The organism is Stenotrophomonas sp. CC22-02 (assembly GCF_004365115.1).
Classification (GTDB): domain Bacteria; phylum Pseudomonadota; class Gammaproteobacteria; order Xanthomonadales; family Xanthomonadaceae; genus Stenotrophomonas; species Stenotrophomonas forensis.
On the sequence record NZ_SOCO01000001.1, the window covers coordinates 2584311 to 2606122 of the forward strand.

Annotated in this window: 17 protein-coding genes and 2 tRNA genes; all 19 read right to left on the minus strand. The window is 65.0% G+C overall.

Annotated features, from left to right (window positions below):
- Positions 1-104 precede the first annotated feature (104 nt).
- A complete protein-coding gene (gene pnp, locus N440_RS11970; RefSeq protein ID WP_006458359.1) occupies positions 105-2213 on the minus strand; it encodes a polyribonucleotide nucleotidyltransferase in 2109 nt (702 codons plus the stop codon).
- 151 nt (positions 2214-2364) lie between these two features.
- Positions 2365-2625: a 30S ribosomal protein S15 gene (rpsO, locus tag N440_RS11975; protein WP_005417886.1), complete on the minus strand. Its 261-nt coding sequence runs from the start codon at positions 2623-2625 to the stop codon at positions 2365-2367.
- A 175-nt stretch (positions 2626-2800) separates the two neighbouring features.
- Entirely contained in the window at positions 2801-3709 is a 909-nt protein-coding gene (truB, locus tag N440_RS11980; protein ID WP_133935208.1) for a tRNA pseudouridine(55) synthase TruB, read from the minus strand.
- Between the two features lie 105 nt (positions 3710-3814).
- The gene (gene rbfA / locus N440_RS11985) at positions 3815-4198 is read right to left on the minus strand and encodes a 30S ribosome-binding factor RbfA (protein WP_005410447.1); all 384 of its coding nucleotides are present in this window, start codon (positions 4196-4198) and stop codon (positions 3815-3817) included.
- Between the two features lie 124 nt (positions 4199-4322).
- Positions 4323-6968 carry a translation initiation factor IF-2 gene (gene infB, locus N440_RS11990; protein WP_133935209.1) on the minus strand — a complete coding sequence of 882 codons (2646 nt, stop codon included), beginning with the start codon at positions 6966-6968 and terminating at the stop codon, positions 4323-4325.
- Between the two features lie 92 nt (positions 6969-7060).
- A complete protein-coding gene (gene nusA / locus N440_RS11995; protein ID WP_006458580.1) occupies positions 7061-8572 on the minus strand; it encodes a transcription termination factor NusA in 1512 nt (503 codons plus the stop codon).
- Positions 8573-8576: 4 nt separating this feature from the next.
- Entirely contained in the window at positions 8577-9167 is a 591-nt protein-coding gene (rimP, locus tag N440_RS12000; protein ID WP_006458581.1) for a ribosome maturation factor RimP, read from the minus strand.
- A 389-nt stretch (positions 9168-9556) separates the two neighbouring features.
- A tRNA-Met gene (locus N440_RS12005) sits at positions 9557-9633 on the minus strand.
- An 82-nt stretch (positions 9634-9715) separates the two neighbouring features.
- A tRNA-Met gene (locus tag N440_RS12010) sits at positions 9716-9792 on the minus strand.
- A 127-nt stretch (positions 9793-9919) separates the two neighbouring features.
- Positions 9920-11380: an NADH-quinone oxidoreductase subunit NuoN gene (gene nuoN / locus N440_RS12015; RefSeq protein WP_049456506.1), complete on the minus strand. Its 1461-nt coding sequence runs from the start codon at positions 11378-11380 to the stop codon at positions 9920-9922.
- Between the two features lie 15 nt (positions 11381-11395).
- Positions 11396-12904: an NADH-quinone oxidoreductase subunit M gene (locus N440_RS12020; protein WP_008268294.1), complete on the minus strand. Its 1509-nt coding sequence runs from the start codon at positions 12902-12904 to the stop codon at positions 11396-11398.
- A 23-nt stretch (positions 12905-12927) separates the two neighbouring features.
- Complete coding sequence (nuoL, locus tag N440_RS12025; RefSeq protein ID WP_133935210.1) at positions 12928-15102, minus strand: NADH-quinone oxidoreductase subunit L; 2175 nt, start codon at positions 15100-15102, stop codon at positions 12928-12930.
- 7 nt (positions 15103-15109) lie between these two features.
- Positions 15110-15415 carry an NADH-quinone oxidoreductase subunit NuoK gene (gene nuoK / locus N440_RS12030; RefSeq protein ID WP_005410454.1) on the minus strand — a complete coding sequence of 102 codons (306 nt, stop codon included), beginning with the start codon at positions 15413-15415 and terminating at the stop codon, positions 15110-15112.
- The gene (locus N440_RS12035) at positions 15412-16068 is read right to left on the minus strand and encodes an NADH-quinone oxidoreductase subunit J (protein ID WP_006458640.1); all 657 of its coding nucleotides are present in this window, start codon (positions 16066-16068) and stop codon (positions 15412-15414) included. The genes nuoK and N440_RS12035 overlap by 4 nt, the downstream gene beginning before the upstream one ends.
- A gap of 9 nt (positions 16069-16077) precedes the next feature.
- On the minus strand, positions 16078-16566 hold the full coding sequence (gene nuoI, locus N440_RS12040; protein WP_005410456.1) for an NADH-quinone oxidoreductase subunit NuoI: 489 nt from the start codon (positions 16564-16566) through the stop codon (positions 16078-16080).
- Positions 16567-16570: 4 nt separating this feature from the next.
- Positions 16571-17665 carry an NADH-quinone oxidoreductase subunit NuoH gene (nuoH, locus tag N440_RS12045; protein ID WP_006458641.1) on the minus strand — a complete coding sequence of 365 codons (1095 nt, stop codon included), beginning with the start codon at positions 17663-17665 and terminating at the stop codon, positions 16571-16573.
- On the minus strand, positions 17662-19896 hold the full coding sequence (nuoG, locus tag N440_RS12050) for an NADH-quinone oxidoreductase subunit NuoG (protein ID WP_133935211.1): 2235 nt from the start codon (positions 19894-19896) through the stop codon (positions 17662-17664). Before nuoG ends, nuoH begins: the two co-directional genes overlap by 4 nt.
- The gene (gene nuoF / locus N440_RS12055; protein ID WP_006458704.1) at positions 19893-21233 is read right to left on the minus strand and encodes an NADH-quinone oxidoreductase subunit NuoF; all 1341 of its coding nucleotides are present in this window, start codon (positions 21231-21233) and stop codon (positions 19893-19895) included. The genes nuoG and nuoF overlap by 4 nt, the downstream gene beginning before the upstream one ends.
- A gap of 4 nt (positions 21234-21237) precedes the next feature.
- On the minus strand, positions 21238-21765 hold the full coding sequence (nuoE, locus tag N440_RS12060; protein WP_006381132.1) for an NADH-quinone oxidoreductase subunit NuoE: 528 nt from the start codon (positions 21763-21765) through the stop codon (positions 21238-21240).
- Positions 21766-21812: the final 47 nt, after the last annotated feature.

Here is a 21812-nt window from a genome sequence, read left to right on the forward strand (position 1 = left end):
ATCGCGGGCAAAGAAAAAGCGGGCCGAAGCCCGCTTTTCCATTTCAGCGATTGCAGAAGCGTGTCAACCAAGGTTGACACCCACCGTAATCGACCGGAGGTCGATTATTCGGCGCTGACGGCGTCGCCTTCTTCCACGGCCTTCATCGACAGGCGGATACGGCCCTGCTTGTCGACTTCCAGCACCTTGACCTTGACCACATCGCCTTCCTTCAGCACGTCGCCGACCTTCTCGACGCGGTCGCTGGAGATCTGCGAGACGTGGACCAGACCGTCCTTGCCCGGCAGGATGGTGACGAACGCACCGAAGTCCATGATCTTGGCGACCTTGCCTTCGTAGATGCGGCCCGGCTCGACGTCCGAGGTGATCTGCTCGATGCGGGCCTTGGCGGCCTGGGCAGCGATGGCGTTGACCGAAGCGATGACGATGGTGCCGTCATCCTGGATGTCGATCTGGGTGCCGGTTTCCTTGGTGATGGCCTGGATGGTCGAACCACCCTTGCCGATCACTTCGCGGATCTTGTCCGGGTGGATCTTGATGGTCAGCAGGCGCGGCGCGTAGTCGGACAGTTCCGAACGCGGGGCGGTCAGGCCGTGGGCCATTTCACCCAGGATGTGCAGACGGCCAGCCTTGGCCTGCTGCAGGGCCTGCTTCATGATCTCTTCGGTGATGCCTTCGATCTTGATGTCCATCTGCAGGGCGGAGATGCCCTCAGCGGTACCGGCCACCTTGAAGTCCATGTCGCCCAGGTGATCTTCGTCACCCAGGATGTCGGACAGGACGACGAAGCGCTCGCCTTCCTTGACCAGGCCCATGGCGATACCGGCCACCGGCGCCTTCACCGGCACGCCGGCGTCCATCAGGGCCAGCGACGAGCCGCAGACCGAGGCCATCGACGAAGAACCGTTCGACTCGGTGATTTCCGAGACGACGCGGATGGTGTACGGGAAGGCTTCCAGCGACGGCATGACAGCCAGCACGCCGCGCTTGGCCAGGCGACCGTGGCCGATTTCGCGACGCTTCGGGCCCATCATGCGGCCGCACTCACCCACCGAGAACGGAGGGAAGTTGTAGTGGAACAGGAAGTTTTCCTTGTACTCACCGGCAACGGCATCGATGACCTGACCATCACGGGCGGTGCCCAGGGTGATGGTCACGATGGCCTGGGTTTCGCCGCGGGTGAACAGCGAGGAACCGTGGGTACGCGGCAGCACGCCGGTCTTCACGGCGATCGGGCGGACGGTGTCCAGCGCACGGCCGTCGATGCGGACCTTGGTGTCCAGCACCGAGTCACGCATGGTGCGGTATTCCAGCTCGCCGAATTCCTTCGACAGCTCGGCCGGGTTCCAGCCCTCGGCGGCCACGCGGCCAGCCAGGGTTTCAACCACGTCCTTCTTGATCGCCGAGATGGCGTCGCGGCGCTGCAGCTTGTCGCGCACCTGGAAGGCTTCGCCCAGGCGCGGACCGATGGCTTCCTTCAGGGCGGAGATCAGCGCGTCGTTCTTGGCCGGGGCTTCCCAGGTCGACGGCTTGGTGCCGGCTTCGACGGTCAGCTCGTTGATCGCGTTGATGACCTTCTGCATTTCGCGGTGACCGAAGGTCACGGCGCCCAGCATCACTTCTTCGGACAGCAGCGCGGCTTCGGACTCGACCATCAGCACGGCGTTGGAGGTACCGGCGACGACCAGTTCCAGCTGCGAGTCAGCCAGTTCGCTGACGGTCGGGTTCAGGATGTACTCGCCGTTCTTGTAACCGACCTTGGCAGCGCCGATCGGACCCATGAACGGGGTGCCGGCCAGGGCCAGGGCAGCCGAGGCACCGATCAGGGCCGGGATGTCACCGTCCACGTCCGGGTTCAGCGACATGACCGTGGCGATGATCTGCACTTCGTTCTTGTAGTCTTCCGGGAACAGCGGGCGGATCGGACGGTCGATCAGACGCGAGATCAGGGTTTCCTTCTCGGTCGCACGGCCTTCGCGCTTGAAGAAACCACCCGGGATACGGCCGCCGGCGTAGAACTTTTCCTGATAATCGACGGTCAGCGGGAAGAAGTCCTGGCCTTCGCGCGCGCTCTTGGCGGCGACGGCGGTGACCAGCAGTACGGTGTCGTCCATCTTGACGATGACGGCACCGCTGGCCTGGCGGGCGACTTCGCCGGTCTCAAGCGTGACGGTGTGCTTGCCGTACTGGAAGGTTTTGGTGATTTTTGCCACGGAGGGTGTCCTTGGGGATGCTGTCTGCGAATTTGGACCGTCGGCGACCCTTGCCGCCTGCGGGTGGCCGGATTGTTCCGGCCTGAATCGGGGATTGCGGTGCTACAAAACAAAACCGCGGCGCATCGCTGCGCCGCGGGGGATTCGTTGCTTAGCGACGCAGGCCAAGCTTTTCGATCAGGGCCTTGTAACGCTCGACGTCCTTCTTCTTCAGGTAGTCGAGCAGGCTGCGACGGCGGTTGACCATCTGCAGCAGGCCGCGGCGGCTGTGGTGGTCCTTCTTGTGGGTCTTGAAGTGGCCGGTCAGCAGTTCGATGCGGGCGGTCAGCAGGGCCACCTGGACTTCCGGGGAGCCGGTGTCGGCGGCGCTGCGCTTGTTGTCTTCAATGACCTTCTGGGTGTCGATCGACATTTTCTTTTTTCTCTGTGATGCGTGGCCGGCAGGAACGCGCTTCGCGCACCGCCAGGCTCGCCGTGGACTACGAGGATGAAACCTGCGCAAGGCAGGTTGCCGGAAAACGGCCGCGAAATTGTAACGGCCGGGGGCTTCCGGGACAAGGTCCGGGGCTGAACCGGCAGGCCCCCGGTCAGAGGTTGAAACGGCGCTGGGGCGCCAGCAGGCCGCTGTCATCGACCTGGCCCAGCCCCTGGACAGCATCGTCCGGGCCGAACACGGCGACCAGGCCGCGCGGCCAGGACAGGTCGCGCTGGCGCTGGCCGACACAGAACCGGTGGGCCTGGTCGGCGTCGAGGTCGACCCGCGGGTACTCGGCCAGGCCGGCGGCCAGGGGCAGCAGCAGCGCATCCATGCCGGCCTCGTCACCCGCCTCGACCATCGCCCGCAGCTGGTCCAGGGTGACCATCGCCGGTGCGCGGAATGGCTCGACCCAGAGCCGGCGCAGTGCGCTGATATGGGCGCCGCAGCCCAGGCGTTCGCCCAGATCGCGGGCCAGGCTGCGGATGTAGGTGCCGGAGCCACAGGTCACGCGCAGCCGCAGCCGTTCCGGCTGCTGCTCGAGCACCTCGATGGCGTGCACCTGCACCTCGCGCTCGGGCGCCTCGATGACGTCGCCACGGCGGGCCTTCACATACAGCGGCTCACCGCCCTGCTTCAGCGCCGAATAGATCGGCGCCCGCTGCAGGATGCTGCCGGTCAGCGGCACCAGCGCGGCCTGCAGGGCCTGCGCGCTGATCGCCGGCACCGGGCGCTGCAGCAGCACCTGGCCTTCGGAATCGTCGGTATCGGTGGTCTGCCCAAGCACGATCTCGGCGTCGTAGGCCTTGGCCGAGCCCAACAGCAGGCCGGCAATCTTGGTTGCCTCGCCGAAGCACAGCGGCAGCAGGCCGGTCGCCAGCGGGTCGAGGCTGCCGGTGTGACCGCCCTTCTCGGCACGGAACAGGCGGCGGGCCACCTGCAGGGCGGCGTTGGAGCTCATGCCGGTCGACTTGTCGAGCAGCAGGATGCCATCCAGGCGGCGGAACTGAATTCGGGTCATGACAGGATGTTGTAGAGCCGAGCCATGCCCGGCTGCCGCAGCGCGGCCCGCACGGGCATCGCGTTGCCGGAACGGAAAGACGCCGGGCACGGGCCCGGCGCTGCCTTATTCTTCGTCGCTCTCGCGACGCTTCTCCGCGGCCAGCGTATCGGGCAGGTCGCGCAGGATGTTGTCGATGTGCTCACCACGGTCGACCGAGTCGTCGTAGTGGAAATGCAGCTCCGGCACGTGGCGCAGCTTCATGGCACGGGCCAGGTCCATGCGCAGGCGGTAGCCCAGCTCCTTCAGGCCGGCCACGGCTTCAGCCGAACGTTCCGGCATCAGCGCGGTGACGAACACCTTGGCATGGGCCATGTCGCGGGTGATTTCCACGTCGGACACGCTCACCGAGGGCAACCCGTGCTCGCGCACGGCGTTGTGCACCAGGGTGCCGAGTTCACGGCGCAGCTGGGCGGAGACACGGTCGGTTCGATGGAAAGTCTTGGGCACGCGGTCGGGCTCTCGATTCAAATGTGACCCGACCAGGGTCGGGTCCTACCAGGAGGAGCGGCCCGACCAAGGTCGGGCCCCACCAGGGGGCGGACCGGCCCGCGAGGGCCGGTCCGTTGCAGCATTACAGGGTGCGCGGCACTTCGATACGCTCGAAGCACTCGATCTGGTCACCCGGCTTGACGTCGTTGTAGGCCTTCACCGCGATACCGCATTCGGTACCGTTGCGGACTTCCTCGACGTTCTCCTTGAAGCGGCGCAGCGATTCCAGCTCGCCCTCGAAGATCACCACGCTGTCGCGCAGCACGCGGATCGGCTTGTTGCGCTTGACCACGCCCTCGATGACCATCGAGCCGGCAACGGCGCCCAGCTTGGAGCTGCGGAAGACGTCGCGGACCTCGGCGATACCGATGATCTCTTCGCGGATCTCCACGCCCAGCAGGCCGGAAGCCACCTGCTTCACCTGATCGATCACGTCATAGATGATCGAGAAGTAACGCAGGTCAACACCGTTCGATTCGATGATGCGACGGGCCGAAGCATCCGCACGCACGTTGAAGCCGATGACGGTGGCCTTCGAAGCGGCCGCCGAATTGGCGTCCGACTCGGTGATGCCGCCCACGCCGGAGTGGATCACGTTGATGCGGATGTCTTCGTTGGACAGCGCGACCAGTGCCTGGCTCAACGCCTGCACCGAACCCTGCACGTCGGCCTTGATGACCAGGTTGAGGACCTGCTGGCCCTCGCCCTTGCCCAGGGTCGCCATGATGTCTTCCATGCGGCTGCCGGCAGTGGCGACCAGGCGCGATTCACGACGCTTGGTCTCACGCTGCTGGGCAACGTCCTTGGCCAGGCGCTCGTCCTCGACCACCACGAAGTCGTCACCGGCTTCCGGCACGCCGGACAGGCCCAGGACCTGCACCGGGATGGACGGGCCGGCGAACTCCGGCTGCTTGCCGGTTTCGTCGAACAGCGCACGCACGCGGCCATACTGGATGCCGCACACCAGGTAGTCGCCCTTCTTCAGGCGGCCCTGCTGCACCAGCACGGTAGCGACCGGGCCACGGCCCTTGTCCAGCGACGATTCGATCACCACGCCCGAGGCGCGGCCTTCGTCGACGGCCTTCAGTTCCAGCAGTTCGGCCTGGATCGAGATGGCGTCCAGCAGGTCGTCGATGCCCAGGCCGGTCTTGGCCGAGATCTCCACCATCTGGGTGTCACCACCGAAGTCTTCGGCCACGACCTGCTCGGACAGCAGTTCGTTCTTGACCCGCATCGGGTCGGCGTCGGACTTGTCGATCTTGTTGATCGCCACGATCAGCGGCACACCCGCCGAACGGGCATGCTGGATCGCTTCCTTGGTCTGCGGCATGACGCCGTCATCGGCGGCCACGACCAGCACCACGATGTCGGTCAGCTTGGCGCCGCGGGCACGCATCGAGGTGAAGGCAGCATGGCCCGGGGTATCCAGGAAGCTGATCACGCCCTTCGGCGTATCCACGTGGTAGGCACCGATATGCTGGGTGATGCCGCCGGCTTCGCCAGTGGCAACCTTGGTGCGGCGGATGTAATCCAGCAGCGAGGTCTTGCCGTGGTCGACGTGGCCCATGATGGTGACCACCGGCGGGCGCTGGGTGGCTTCGCCCTGGTTTTCACCGGTCGAGGCCAGCAGTGCGTCTTCGGCGTCGTTGTCGTTGGCACGGATCGCCTTGTGGCCGAGCTCTTCGGTCACCAGCGCGGCGGTGTCGTGGTCGATGGACTGGGTGATGGTGGCCATCACGCCCATCTTGAACAGCGCCTTGACCACCTCGCCGCCCTTCAGCGCGAGCTTCTGCGCCAGGTCGGCCACGGTGATCGTGTCGCCGATCGCCACTTCACGCACCACCGGTGCGGTCGGACGCTCGAAGCCGTGCGGACCGGCATTGTTGCCACCGCGCGACATGTCGCGACGGCCACCGGACTGGTTGCGACCGCCCGGACGACCCCGGGTGTTGCTGTTGTTGCTGTTGCCACGACGCGCGCGGTCAGCGGCCGACAGATGCATCTGGCCGGCGAAGCGATCGCCCGGGCCACGCTCGTTGCGCGGCGCGCTGCGGTTGTTGCGGTCATCGTTGCGCGGCGGCGGCGGTGCACCACGCGGCGCAGCCGGGGGGGCGGCCGGAGTGCGCGGCGGGCGCGGCGCGGTTTCATCGATGGGAGCACGCTTGGGCTTGCTGGCCGCCAGCGCCTCGGCAGCCTTGGCGGCGGCCGCAGCTTCTTCGGCGGCCTTCTTCTCGGCCTCGGCGCGTTCCTTGGCGGCAACCTCTTCCTCGCGGGCACGGACGATGGCTTCGTCGCGCAGACGATCCTTCTCGGCCAGGGCCTGCTGTTCGGCAAGGTTGCGCGCACGCGACTCTTCCAGCTTGCGCAGGATGTCGGCGCGCTCTTCGTCCGGCGTCATGGCGCGAGCACCATCCTTGACGTAGGTACGCTTCTGGCGCACCTCGACATTCACGGTCGTCTTGCTGCGACCGGAATTGACCGTCACTTCCTGCTGCTTCCGGCGGTTGAGCGTGATCTTCTTTGCAGACTGATCGGTCTCTTCCGGGGCCTGCTCGGGCTTGCCATGCGAACGACGAAGGAAGCCCAGGAGCTTCACCTTCTCGGAGCTGGTCACGACCTGGTCGGGACCGCTGAACTTCATGCCGGCACCGGCCAGCTGTTCCAGCAGTTTTTCGACCGGCGTGTTGACCAGTTCGGCAAGCTTGCGGATGGTGGTTTGCTGCGACATTCGGATCCTATGATCTTGTGGGCGCCCCCCCGCATCTGGAGGTGGCGCGGATTCTACGCCCTGAGCGGCTCAGGGCCCTGTTCATTGCCGGCTCATTCGCCGCGTTCCAGTCGGGCGATCTCTTCGGCGCGGGCGGCCAGGATCAGCGCAGCGGCGCGCGCCTGATCCAGCCCTTCGATGCCGAAGTCCATGACCTCGTCGGCGGCCAGGTCGGACAGGTCCTCGCTGGTACGCACGCCGTGGCCGGCCAGCGCATACGCGGTGGCTTCGTCCATGCCCTTCAGGGACAGCAGGTCCTGCGCCGGCTGGCCGTCTTCAAGGCCTTCTTCGACTGCCAGGGCCTCATTGAGCAGCGCATCGCGGGCACGAGCGCGCAGCTCTTCGACGATGTCCTCGTCGAAACCTTCCACGGCCAGCAGTTCGCCGACCGGGACATATGCGATTTCCTCGACGGTGCCGAAGCCTTCGCTGACCAGGATGCCGGCGATCTCTTCGTCCACTTCCAGCTTGTCCATGAACAGCTGGCGGGCCGAAGCCTGCTCGGCCTCCGACTTGGCGGTGACCTGGTCCTGGGTCATCACGTTGAGCTGCCACCCGGTCAGGCGGCTGGCCAGGCGCACGTTCTGGCCGCCCTTGCCGATCGCCTGGGCCAGGCGGTCTTCAGCCACGGCCAGGTCCATCGAGTGCTTGTCTTCATCAACGATGATCGACTGCACTTCGGCCGGCGCCATCGCGTTGATGACGAAGTTGGCCGGGTTGTCGTTCCACAGCACGATGTCCACGCGCTCGCCATTGAGCTCGTTGGACACGGCCTGCACGCGCGAACCGCGCATGCCGATGCAGGCGCCGATCGGATCGGTGCGCTGGTCGTGGGCGAGCACGGCGATCTTGGCGCGGTCGCCCGGATCGCGGGCACAGGCCTTGATTTCCACCAGGCCCTGGCCGACTTCCGGCACTTCCAGCTTGAACAGCTCGATCATGAATTCCGGGGCGGCGCGGCTGATGAACAGCTGCGGGCCACGCGGCTCCGAGCGGACTTCGGCCAGGTACCCGCGCACGCGGTCACCGGCACGCAGCACGTCGCGCGGAATGCCCTTGTCCTTCGGAATGAAGCCTTCGGCGTTGCCACCGAGGTCGACATAGATGTTGCCGCGCTCGGCGCGCTTGACCACACCGGTGATCAGTTCGCCGACGCGATCCTTCCACGCATCCACGACCTGCTGGCGCTCGGCTTCGCGCACGCGCTGGACGATGACCTGCTTGGCAGCCTGGGCGGCGATGCGGCCGAAGTCCGGGTTCTCGATCTGCTCTTCAATGTAGTCGCCGACGTCCACGCCTTCGGCTTCATCGACGGCGTCCATCAGGCGGATCTGGCGATCCGGCGATTCCATCACCACGTCATCGGCCACCACTTCCCAGCGGCGGTAGGTTTCGTAGCTGCCATCCTTGTGGTCGATGACCACGCGGGTCAGCACTTCCTCGTCGGGATAGCGCTTCTTCGCTGCCGAGGCCAGGGCGGCCTCGATGGCATCGAAGATCACTTCACGCGGCACGCCCTTCTCGTTGGCGACTGCGTCGACTACCAGCAACAGTTCCTTGCTCATTGGCTCACTCCGCGCGCGGCTTCTTTGCCGCCGGCTCGTTGGAAGAAGAATTCTTGTTCGGCTTCGGACGCTTCGGTGCCGGACCGGTCGGCTTGCTCGGGGCCAGCCCCAGCGCCACCCAGTCGGGCATGATCCGTGCCTTGTCGATGTTGTCGGCCGACACGATCACTTCGGTCTTGTCGACAACGAAGGTGATGGTGTCTGCGGCCTCGTCGGTTGCTTCGATGCGACCCTGCAGGCGACGACGATTATCCTGCGGCAGCTTCAGGGTGACCTTGGCCATTTCGCCGAGGTGACGGCCGAACTGCTCCAGGTTGAACAGCGGACGGTCCACGCCCGGCGAAGACACTTCCAGCGTGTAGTTGCCGCTGATCGGGTCTTCGACGTCCATCTGTGCCGACACTTCACGGCTGACGCGTTCGCAGTCGTCGACATTGATGATGCGCTCGGGCTGTTCAGCCAGCGGCACGTCGATGTAAAGGCGCAGGGTCGCACCGCCGGGGGCCGGCAGATACTCAACGCCCAGCAGCTCCAGGCCCAGCGACACAACGGTCGGGGCGAGCAGATTCGCGATGTCGGTTGCCTTGTCGCTCACAGCCTGCCTTGATCTCTATGGTTGGGTGCCGGCCTTGGCCAGCGTGGAAACATGACGCCCCGGAAACGACAAAGGGCCCGCTGGGCCCCTTTTCCGGAAAGACTCCGGTGACTGGATTCCGGTTGCAACCTGCAGTGCCTGCCGGTTGCGGCCCTCCTTCCGGGTCCGGACTCCCGCTGGGAGGCCGCCTTCAGGGGTACTGCTAGGCCGCTGATGATAGCGGCTGCACCGCGCTGGTGCAAGGCTTGGCGGCCCCGAAACCCCTTCCCCCGCCGCGGGGCATGACCCGATGCGGGAAGGACAGTCGAGCATGGCTCGACGCTACAAAATGCGGACCACCCCAAAGAAAAACGCCTTCGAAGCAGGACTTCGAAGGCGCATTCTTTACTTGGTAGCGGGGGCAGGATTTGAACCTGCGACCTTCGGGTTATGAGCCCGACGAGCTGCCAGACTGCTCCACCCCGCATCAGAAGCGGAATCATGAGGCATTGCTGCGATAAATGCAAGCTCTCCCTCATTCATCAAACCGGTTGGCGCCGATCCGACGTTGGTAGCGGGGGCAGGATTTGAACCTGCGACCTTCGGGTTATGAGCCCGACGAGCTGCCAGACTGCTCCACCCCGCACCGGAAGTGTTCGAACTGCTGCCCTGCTCTTTCGAGGAGGGCTACCGCAACGATGTTCTGGCTGAACCGCTGCAGTGACAACTCAGGCTGCGCATATTACACGAATCGCGCAGCTTTGTGTCAACTTTTATGCAAGATGCGCAAATGCCTGCTGGCACCAGACCATGATCGGGTTCCAGGCAATGCCCAGCGCCAGCAGCGCCAGTGCGTTCACGCCCAGCACCAGGCCCAGCACGCGGTCGTTGCTGCGCGGCATGGCCTCGCCCACCGGCTCATCGAAGTACATGACCTTGATGACGCGCAGGTAGTAGAAGCAGCCGACCACGGCACACAGCACGCCGAGGATCGCCAGCCACAGCAGGCCGCCGTTGACCGCTGCGCCGAGCACGGCCAGCTTGGTCCAGAAGCCCAGGAACGGCGGGATGCCAGCCAGCGACGCCATGATGCACAGCACCAGGCCGGCCATCCACGGGTTGCGGGCATTCAGGCCCTTGAAGTCTTCGATGTTCTCGGCTTCGAAGCCGGCACGCGACAGCGCGATGATCGCGCCGAAGGCGGCGGTCGACATGATGGCGTAGGCCAGCGCGTAGAACAGCGCGGCGGCATAGCCCTGCGCACCACCACCGGCGATGCCCATCAGCAGGAAGCCGATGTGCGAAACCGTGGAGAACGCCAGCATGCGCTTCAGGTTGCTCTGCGCGATGGCCATCAGGTTGCCGATGACCAGCGACACCGCGGCCAGGCCGGCAATCAACAACTGCAGTTCGGTCGACAGCGGACCCACGCCCATTTCCAGCAGGCGGTAGGCCATGCCGAACGCGGCCAGCTTCGGCGCCGAGCTGATGAACAGTGCGATCGGCGCCGGGGCACCCTGGTACACGTCGGGCAGCCACATGTGGAACGGCGCGGCACCCAGCTTGAAGGCGACGCCGGCGATCATGAACACCGCACCCGTGATCAGCAGCACGCGCTCTTCCGAGTGCGGGATGGCATCGCGGATGACGTCCAGGTGCAGGCTGCCGGTGGCGCCGTAGATCAGCGACATGCCGTACAGCAGCAGGCCCGAGGCCAGCGAACCGAGCACGATGTACTTCATCGCCGCTTCCGAGGCCAGGCCGTTTTCGCGGTTGCTGGCGACCAGCGCGTAGGAGCACAGCGCCAACAGTTCCAGGCCCAGGTACACCATCAGCAGGCTGCCGGCCGAGACCAGGATCATCATGCCGGCGGTGCCGAACAGGATCAGCACCGGGATCTCGCCCTGGAACAGGTTGCGATCACGCAGGTAGCGCCAGCCATAGACCAGGGTCAGGCCGCTGAGCAGCACGATCCCGGTCTTCATCACGTCCGCGGCGGTATCGCGCACGAACATGCCATGGAAGACCTCCCCCTGCCCGCCCACGCCGGTGGCCAGCATGAACAGCACCACGGCCAGCGCAGCGAGCGAGAACAGGTGGGTGACGATCTTGTTCCGGTTGCTGACGAACAGGTCGAGGATCATCAGGGCGAAGGCGCTGCCGATCAGCACCAGCTCGGGAGCGAGCGGTGGCAGGTCAGCAGCGGTCAATGGCAGCAGCGGCGAGGTGGTCATCATCAAATCCTGGAATTACAGCAGCTTGCTGGATGCGATCTGCATCGCCAGCTTCGCGATCGAGGGCTCCATCAGGTCGGTCAGCGGCTTGGGGTAGATGCCCAGGGCCAGCACGCCGATGGCGAACACGCCCAGCACCAGCCATTCGCGGCCGTTGATGTCCTTCAGTTCGGCAACGTGGCTGTTGGCCACTTCGCCGAAGAAGATGCGCTTGTACAGCCACAGGGTGTAGGCGGCGCCGATGATCAGAGTGGTGGCCGCGCCCAGCGCGATCCACGGATTACGCTGGAACGCCGACAGGATGACCATGAACTCGCCGACGAAGCCGCTGGTACCCGGCAGGCCCGCGTTGGCCATGAAGAACAGCATGGCGAAGGTGGCGAACCACGGCATCACGTTGACCACGCCGCCGTAATCGGCGATGCGGCGGCTGTGCATGCGGTCGTACAGCACGCCGACGCAGGAGAACATCGCGCCGGACACGAAGCCGTGCGAGATCATCTGCACCATGGCGCCCTGCAGGCCCAGGCGGGCCGCATCGGCGTTGCCGGCTTCACGCACCAGCCACAGGGCGATGAAGGTACCGAGGGTGACGAAACCCATGTGCGCGATCGACGAATACGCGATCAGCTTCTTCATGTCGTCCTGCACCAGGGCGACCAGGCCGACGTAGATCACCGCGATCAGCGACAGCGCGATCACCAGCCAGGCCCATTCCTGCGATGCGTCAGGGACGATCGGCAGGTTGAAGCGCAGGAAGCCGTAGCCACCAATCTTCAGGGCGATGGCGGCCAGGATCACCGAACCGGCGGTCGGCGCTTCCACGTGGGCATCCGGCAGCCAGGTGTGGACCGGGAACATCGGCACCTTGACCGCGAAGGCGATCAGGAAGGCGAAGAAGATCCAGGTCTGTTCCTTGGCCGACAGCGGCAGCGCATACAGGTCGGCCAGCTGGAAGCTGCCGCCCTTCAGGTACAGGTAGATCAGTGCCACCAGCATCAGCACCGAGCCGAGGAAGGTGTAGAGGAAGAACTTCAGCGCGGCGTAGATGCGGCGCGGGCCACCCCAGACACCGATGATCAGGAACATCGGGATCAGCATCGCCTCGAAGAACACGTAGAACAGCATCGCGTCCGTGGCCGAGAAGATACCGACCGTGACGCCTTCCAGGATCAGGAAGGCGGCCACGTACTGGTTGACGCGCTTGTCGATGGCGCTCCAGGCACCGATCAGGGCAAGCACGCTGACCAGGGTGGTCAGCAGGATCAGCGCCACGGCAATGCCGTCCACGCCCAGGTTGTAGCCGATCTTGTACGCCGGGATCCACGCATGGGTCTCGACGAACTGCAGACCGTCGATGCCCGCGTTGTAGCCGCTCAGCAGCGAGAGGCTCGCCACGAAGGTCAGCACCGCGACGCCCAGCGACGCCCAGCGGGCGGTCTGCGCATCACGGATCGCAAGGATCAGGGCGCCACCGAGGATCGGCAGCCAGATGAGGACACTGAGTAGAGGCCAGTTCGACACGTCTTCTTATTCCGTACAGGTCATCAACGCAGGTAATGCATCAGCACGCCCAGCAGGGCAATCAGGCCGATGATCATCGCGAAGGCGTAGTGATAGAGGAAACCGGATTGGGTACGACGCAGCACACCGGCTGCGACGTCCACAACACGTGCCGAGAGATTGACCACGCCGTCGACGATGTTGCTGTCGATCCAGCGTGCGACCTTGCCCAGCTTGACGCTGCCGCCGGCAAAGCCATCGATCCACAGCTTGTCGAAGCCGTACTTGTTTTCCAGCACCGACACCAGCGGGGCGAAGGTCTTGCGCGCCTTGCCCGACAGGTCCGGCTTCCACAGGTAGAACAGTGCAGCCAGCAGGAAGCCCGCCAGGGTCAGCCAGAACGGCGGCAGCATCATGCCGTGCAGCGCGAACGCCACCGGCCCGTGGAACTCTTCACCCAGGAAGGCAACGGTGTTCTTGGCCGGATCGTAGAAGTCGACGATGCCGGTGAAGAACGTGTTGACCTGGCCCTGGATCGCCGCGTGGGCGTGGTGGCCGGCCCAGTCGGTGCCATGCAGCATCGGACCGATGCTGAAGAAACCGATGGCGATCGACGGGATGGCCAGCAGGATCAGCGGCAGGGTCACCACCCACGGGGTTTCATGCGGCTCATGCGGACCGTGGCCATGGCCGTGGTCGTCATGGGCATCGCCGTGGTGGGCATCGGCATGGTGCGCATCTGCGGCGTGGTGATCGTCATGGCCGTGGCCATGGTCATCATGCGCGTCGCGGAAGCGCTCCTTGCCATGGAAGGTCATGAACAGCAGGCGGAAGCTGTAGAAGCTGGTCACCAGCACGCCACCCAGCACCGCCCAGTAGCCATAGGTGGCCACCCAGCTGTTCTGCATGTGGGCGTGGATCTCGGCCGCCTCGATGATGGTGTCCTTCGAGTAGAAGCCCGAGAAGAACGGCGTACCGACCAGCGCCAGGGTACCGATCCACATGGTGACGAAGGTGATCGGCATGTACTTGCGCAGGCCGCCCATCTTGCGCATGTCCTGCTCGTGGTGCATCGCGATGATGACCGAGCCGGCGCCCAGGAACAGCAGGGCCTTGAAGAAGGCGTGGGTCATCAGGTGGAACACGGCGGCCGAATAGGCCGACACGCCCAGCGCCACGGTCATGTAGCCCAGCTGCGACAGCGTGGAGTACGCGACGACGCGCTTGATGTCGTTCTGCACGATGCCGATCAGGCCGGTGAAGAACGCGGTGGTGGCACCGATGAAGAGGATGAAGTTCAGCGCGGTCTGCGACAGCTCGAACAGCGGCGACATGCGGGTGACCATGAAGATACCGGCGGTCACCATCGTCGCGGCGTGGATCAGTGCCGAGATCGGGGTCGGGCCTTCCATCGAGTCCGGCAGCCACACGTGCAGCGGGACCTGGGCCGACTTGCCCATGGCGCCGATGAACAGGCAGATGCAGATGACGGTGGCGATCGACCAGATCACCGGCTCGTTCAGCAGCTGCATGCCGAGGATCGTGCCGTCCCAGATCTGCAGCTGGGCGCGCGGGTCAGCCAGCATGCCGGCCTGCGAGAACACCTGCGAGTAGTCCAGGGTGCCGAACACCCACAGCACGCCGGCGATGCCCAGCAGGAAGCCGAAGTCACCGACGCGGTTGACCAGGAACGCCTTCATGTTGGCGAAGATCGCGGTCGGGCGCTTGAACCAGAAGCCGATCAGCAGGTACGACACCAGGCCCACCGCTTCCCAGCCGAAGAACAGCTGCAGGAAGTTGTTGCTCATCACCAGGGTGAGCATCGAGAAGGTGAACAGCGAGATGTAGCTGAAGAACCGCTGGTAGCCCGGATCGTCCTGCATGTAGCCGATCGTGTAGATGTGGACCAGCAGCGACACGAAGGTCACCACCACCATCATCATCGCGGTCAGCTTGTCGACCATGAAGCCGACGTGGGCCGAATACTGGCCGACTTCGAAGAACGTGTAGATGTTCTGGTTGAACGGCTGCGCGCCGCCCCACAGCAGCTGGTAGAGCGTGTACATCGACAGGCCGCAGGCAACCGCGACGCCGAGGATGGTGATGGTCTGCGCGCCGAAGCGCTTGACCTGGCGACCGAACAGGCCGGCGATGATGCTGCCGAACAGCGGTGCAAGCACCACTGCGATCAACAGACTCTTGGAGAGAGTGATTTCCATCTGTGGATCAGCCCTTCAGCGAATCGACTTCGCCGACATTGATCGTGCGGCGGGTACGGAACAGGGTCACCAGGATCGCCAGGCCGATGGCGGCTTCCGCGGCGGCGACGGTCAGGATGAAGAACACGAACAGCTGGCCGGACGGATCGCCCAGCTGACGCGAGAAGCCGACGAAATTGATGTTCACCGACAGCAGCATCAGTTCGATCGACATCAGCAGGACGATGACGTTCTTCCGGTTGAGGAAGATGCCGGCCAGGCTGATGGCGAACAGCACCGCGCCGAGCGCAAGCATGTGGCCAAGGGTAATCACGGCTGGGTCTCCTCGCCGGCGGCCGGCTTGCTGTTGCTGTGCACGACCGGTGCTTCGGCGCCCATCTTGACCATGCGCAGGCGCTGGCCGGCCTTGACCATGGTCTGCTCGCCCGGGTTCTGGCTCTTCACGCCGGTACGGCGGCGCAGGGTCAGCATCACGGCGGCGACGACGGCCACGGTCAGGATGACGGCAGCGAATTCGAACGGCAGCAGGTACTCGGTGAACAGCGTGCGCGCCAGCCAGGTGACGTTGGAGCTGTCGGCGGCGACCGCGGCGGCGTTGTCGGCCGGGAACGGGGTGACCGAACGCGCCTTGACGCCGATCAGGATCAGCATCTGCACCAGCATCGCGACCGCAACGATCAGGCCGACCGGCAGGTAGCGCACCCAGCCCTCACGCAGCTTGGTGGGGTCGATGTCCAGCATCATCACCACGAACAGGAACAGCACCATCACCGCGCCGACGTAGACCAGCACCAGGGCCACACCGAGGAACTCGGCGCCCACCAGCAGCCACACGCAGGCGATGGAGAAGAAGGTCAGCACCAGGCAGAGCACGGCGTGAACCGGGTTGCGCACGCTGATCACCGCACCGGCCGAAACCGTTGCCGCGATGGCGAACACCCAGAAAGCGATATTTACCCAATCCATCTCTCGACCTCAGCGGTAAGCGGCATCGGCGGCGCGACGCTCGGCGATCTCGTTTTCGAGACGATCGCCAAGGGCCAGCAGCTGCGGCTTGGTAACGATGTTTTCGCCACGGTTCTCGAAGTGATACTCGAGGATGTGGGTTTCGACGATCGAGTCCACCGGGCAGCTTTCCTCGCAGAAGCCGCAGAAGATGCACTTGAACAGGTCGATGTCGTAGCGCGTGGTACGGCGGGTGCCGTCTTCGCGCTTGGCCGAGTCAATGGTGATGGCCAGCGCCGGGCACACCGCTTCGCACAGCTTGCAGGCGATGCAGCGCTCTTCACCGTTGGGATAACGGCGCAGGGCGTGCAGGCCACGGAAGCGCGGCGACTGCGGGAACTTCTCCATCGGGTACATCATCGTGTACTTCGGCTTGAAGCTGTACTTCAGCGTCAGCCAGAGGCCCGCCAGCAGTTCGAGCAGCAGCAGGCTCTTGAAGTAATGGGTAATCCTGTTCATCACTTTAGACGCCCTTTTGAATCACGCCGAAGAACACCATGACGGCGGTAACCGCGATCCACAGAATGGCCAGCGGGATGAAGACCTTCCAGCCCAGGCGCATGATCTGGTCATAGCGGAAGCGCGGGAAGCTGGCACGGAACCAGATGTAGGCACTGGCGAAGAAGAACACCTTGACGAACAGCCACGGTGCACCGCCCTTCCAGATCCAGTCGACCAGCGGCGAGACATCGCCGAAGTTGACCCAGCCCTGGACCGGGCTCAGCCAGCCGCCGAGGAAGAAGATCGAGATCAGGAAGCTGATCAGGATCATGTTCGCGTATTCGGCCAGGAAGAACAGCGCGAAGGCACCGCCGGAGTATTCGACCATGTGGCCGGCAACGATTTCCGACTCGCCTTCCACCACGTCGAACGGCGCGCGGTTGGTTTCGGCCACGCCCGACACCCAGTAGATGACGAACAGCGGGAACAGCGGCAGCAGGAACCAGTCGAAGAAACCGGAGCTGCCGGCCTGCGCCATCACGATGTTGCTCAGGTTCAGGCTGCCCGAGGCGATCATCACGCCGACCAGGGCGAAGCCCATGGCGATTTCGTAGCTGATCATCTGCGCCGAGGCGCGCATGGCACCCAGGAACGCGTACTTCGAGTTGGAGGCCCAACCGGCCAGGATGATGCCGTAGATGCCCAGCGAGGTCATCGCCAGCAGGTACAGCAGGCCAGCGTTGGCGTTGGACAGCACGATCTGCGAATCGAAGGGCACCACCGACCAGGCCGCGAAGGCCGGGGCCAGGGTGATCAGCGGAGCCAGCAGGTAGATCGCCTTGTTGGCGCTGCTCGGCTGCACCACTTCCTTGAACAGCAGCTTGAAGACGTCGGCGAAGGCCTGGAAGATGCCCATGCCCACGTACATCGGGCCGTGGCGGACGTGCATCCAGCCGATCAGCTTGCGTTCCCAGACCACGTAGAAGGCCACCGAGATGATCACCGGAACGGTGATCACCAGGATCTTCAGGATGATCCAGATCAGCGCGCCGATGTCACCCAGGCCAAGCAGCCACTGGTGCAGCGGGTCGACCGCGTTCAACAGCAATTCGTTCATGCAGCCACCACCGTTACGCGAGCGGCACCCAGCGGCGCGGTCGCGCCGTGGCCCGATTCAATCCAGACCGAACCCGCAGCGACGCGGGCGTCGACCACCACCGGCAGGGTGGCCTTGCCGGCATCGGTGCCGACCTTGGCCATCTGCCCTTCCTGCAGCTGCAGGCGAGCGGCATCTTCAGCGTTCAGCACGATGCGCGGGGCGTTGTTGAGCGGATGCGACTGCAGCGCCGGCGCGCGACGGACCACCGCATCGGTGCGGTAGATCGCGGCGGTCGAAGCCACTTCCAGGCCTTCGCCGGCCACGGCCGGCTGTGCCGAAGCGGCAACGTTGACCGACATCGGGGCCAGGCTGGCGCGCAGGCCGGCCAGGTCGGTGAAGTCGAAACCGGCCAGCGCCATTTCGCCGCCCAGTGCGCGCAGCACGCGCCAGCCTTCACGCGCCTCGCCCGGCAGCTTGCCGCCGGCACGGGCCGACTGCTCGCGACCATCGAGATTGGTCAGGGTGGCGTCGATTTCCGGCAGCGCGCCGATCGGCAGGATCACATCGGCGACGTCGCGGGTGGAGACACAGGCGAACTGGCTGAAGGCCACCACCTTGGCACCGACCAGCGCCTTGCGCGCAGCCGGAGCATCGGCGAAGTCCAGGCCCGGCTCCAGGCCGTACACCACGTAGGCCTGGCGCGGCTGCGCCAGCATCGCGGCGACGTCCTTGCCGGCCGGCAGCACGCCAGCGCGGGTCAGGCCAACGGCGTTGGCGCCCTGCGGGATGCGGCACAGCTTGGCACCGGTGGCGGCTGCGAAGTCACGCGCAGCGGCGCGGATCGCGGCAGCCTGCGGGTGATTCTCGGCGATGCCACCGACGATCAGCACGGTGTTGTTGCCGCCCTGCACTGCCGAACGCAGCTCGGCGTTGGCCAGTGCGTCGACGAACTTCGACGGCGCGACGATCTGCTTGCCAGCGATGCTGAAGGCAAAGTCGAAGTCCACCGGGTTGACGACGTGGATCTTGGCGCCATGGGTGGTCTGCGCCTTGCGCAGGCGGGCGTGCAGCAGCGGCAGCTCGTGGCGGATGTTGCTGCCCAGAACGACGATGCGATCGGCGCCTTCGATTTCCGCCAGCGGCAGGCCGAACACTTCGGCGGTCGCGGCGTCGGAGAAATCGCGGTTGTTGATGCGGTGGTCGATGTTGCTCGAACCCAGGCCCTTGGCCAGGCGGGCCAGCAGCGCGCCCTCCTCGTTCGAGGTCGACGGATGCACCAGCACGCCCAGGTCGTCGCCCTGGTGGGCCTTGAGGATTTCGGCGGCCGCGGCCAGGCCTTCGGCCCAGCTCACTTCCTTCCACTCGCCATTGACCTTGCGCAGCGGCTTGACCGCACGGTCTTCGCTGTACAGGCCCTGGTGCGAGTAGCGGTCACGGTCGGACAGCCAGCATTCGTTGACGGCTTCGTTGTCGCGCGGCACGGTGCGCAGCACTTCGCCGCGACGCACGTGCAGGAACAGGTTCGAACCCATCGCGTCGTGGTAACCCAGCGACTCACGTGCGGTCAGTTCCCACGGACGGGCGCGGAACTGGAACACCTTGTTGGTCAGCGCACCGACCGGGCAGACGTCGACGACGTTGCCGGACAATTCGGTGGTCAGCGGCTTGCCGTCGTAGGTACCGATCTGCAGGTTCTCGCCGCGGTACATGCCACCCAGTTCATAGGTGCCAGCCACGTCGGCGGTAAAGCGCACGCAGCGCGTGCACTGGATGCAGCGGGTCATTTCGGTGGCGACCAGCGGGCCCATGTCCTCGTCCGGCACCACGCGCTTGCGCTCGTTGAAGCGGCTGACCGAACGGCCATAGCCCAGCGAAACGTCCTGCAGCTCGCACTCGCCGCCCTGATCGCAGATCGGGCAGTCCAGCGGGTGGTTGATGAGCAGGAACTCCATCACCGAACGCTGGAACTTCAGCGCCTTCTCGCTGCGGGTGGCGACCTTCATGCCGTCCATCACCGGGGTGGCGCAGGCCGGCGCCGGCTTCGGCGACTTCTCCACGTCCACCAGGCACATGCGGCAGTTGGCGGCAATCGGCAGCTTCTCGTGGTAGCAGAAGCGCGGAATGGAGATGCCGGCCTTGTCGGCGGCCTGGATGATCATCGAGCCCTTGGGCACGACCAGCGACTTGCCATCGATCTCGATGGTGACGTGATCGGGTGGGACGCTCGGATTTACGGGTTGCGCGCTCATGCAGCGGCTGCCTCCACCTTCTTGCCGTCAACCATCGAATGACCGTTGACGATGTAGTACTCGAACTCGTCCCAGAACTGGCGCAGGAAGCCCTGGATGGGCCATGCAGCCGCTTCGCCGAACGCACAGATGGTGTGGCCTTCGATCTGGCCGGCCACCGCCTTCAGCTGGTGCAGGTCTTCCATCGTGGCCTTGCCGGCGACGATGCGCTCCAGCACGCGATGCATCCAGCCGGTGCCTTCACGGCACGGGGTGCACTGGCCGCAGGATTCCTTGTGGAAGAACTGGCTGATGCGGCAGGCGAACTTGACGCAGCAGACGCTGTCATCGAGCACCACGACGGCGCCCGAACCCAGGCCCGAGCCCAGTGCACGGATGGTGTCGTAGTCCATCGGCAGGCCCTTCAGCTCGGCTGCGGTCAGCACCGGCATCGACACGCCACCCGGAATCGCGCCCTTCAGGGTGCGGCCCGGACGCAGGCCACCGGCCATTTCCAGTAGGTCGTCGAAGGTGGTGCCCAGCGGCACTTCGAAGTTGCCGCCGTTCTGCACGCAGCCGGACACCGAGAAGCACTTCGGGCCGCCGTTGGCGGTCAGGCTCAGGCCCTTGAACCACTCCGGACCGTTGCGGATGATCGCCGGCACCGAACCATAGGTTTCGGTGTTGTTGATCGTCGACGGCTTGCCGTACAGGCCGAAGTTGGCCGGGAACGGCGGCTTGTAGCGCGGCTGGCCCTTCTTGCCTTCCAGCGATTCCATCAGCGCGGTTTCTTCGCCGCAGATGTACGCGCCGGCGCCCAGCGCACCGTAGATGTCGATGTCCACGCCCGAGCCCATCACGTTCTTGCCCAGCCAGCCATTTGCATAGGCATCGGCCAGGGCCTGCTCGAAATGTTCGAACGGCTCGTGGTGGAACTCACCGCGCAGGTAGTTGTAACCCACGGTCGAACCGGTGGCGTAGCAGGCGATCGCCATGCCTTCCACCACCGAATGCGGGTTGTAGCGCAGGATGTCGCGGTCCTTGCAGGTGCCCGGCTCGGATTCGTCCGAGTTGCAGAGGATGTACTTCTGCATGTTGCCCTTGGGCATGAAGGACCACTTCAGGCCGGTCGGGAAACCGGCGCCACCGCGGCCGCGCAGGCCCGACGCCTTGACCATCTCGATGACCTGCTCCGGCGGGATCTTCTCTTCGAGGATCTTGCGCAGGGCGGCGTAGCCACCGGTCTTCAGGTAGCTTTCGTACGACCACGGGGTGTCGTAATGCAGGGTGGTGTAGACCACCTGGTGCGGCAGCGGCGCGGGGCCGACCGGACCCTTGGATTCGTGGTGATGTGCCATGCCCTTACTCCAGCCCGTCCAGCAGCTCGTCGACCTTTTCCAGGGTCAGACGCTCATGGTAGTGACCGTTGATGACCATCATCGGCGCGCCACCGCAGCCGGCCAGGCACTCTTCCTCGCGCTTGAGGTAGACGCGGCCGTCCGGGGTCGATTCACCGTGCTTGATGCCCAGCTTCTTCTCGCAATGGCGGACGATGTCCTCGGCGCCATTGAGCCAGCAGCTGATGTTGGTGCAGATGGCCACGTTGTTGCGGCCCACCTTCTCGGTCTCGAACATCGAGTAGAAGCTGGCGACCTCGTAGGCCCACACCGGCGGCAGGTCGAGGTACTTGGCCACGCCGGCGATCAGTTCGTCGGTCAGCCAGCCCTCGTTCTGCTCCTGGGCCGCATGCAGGCCCTGCAGCACGGCAGAGCGCTTGCGGTCCGGCGGGAACTTGGACAGCCAGTGATCGATGTGAGCGCGGGTCTTGTCGCTCAGCACTACCATCGGGTCGACGTCGCGCGCCGCCTCGAAATTACCTGTCGCCTTCATCGGCCGACCTCAGCGAAATGCATAACGTGAAATTGCAGAAACTGCGG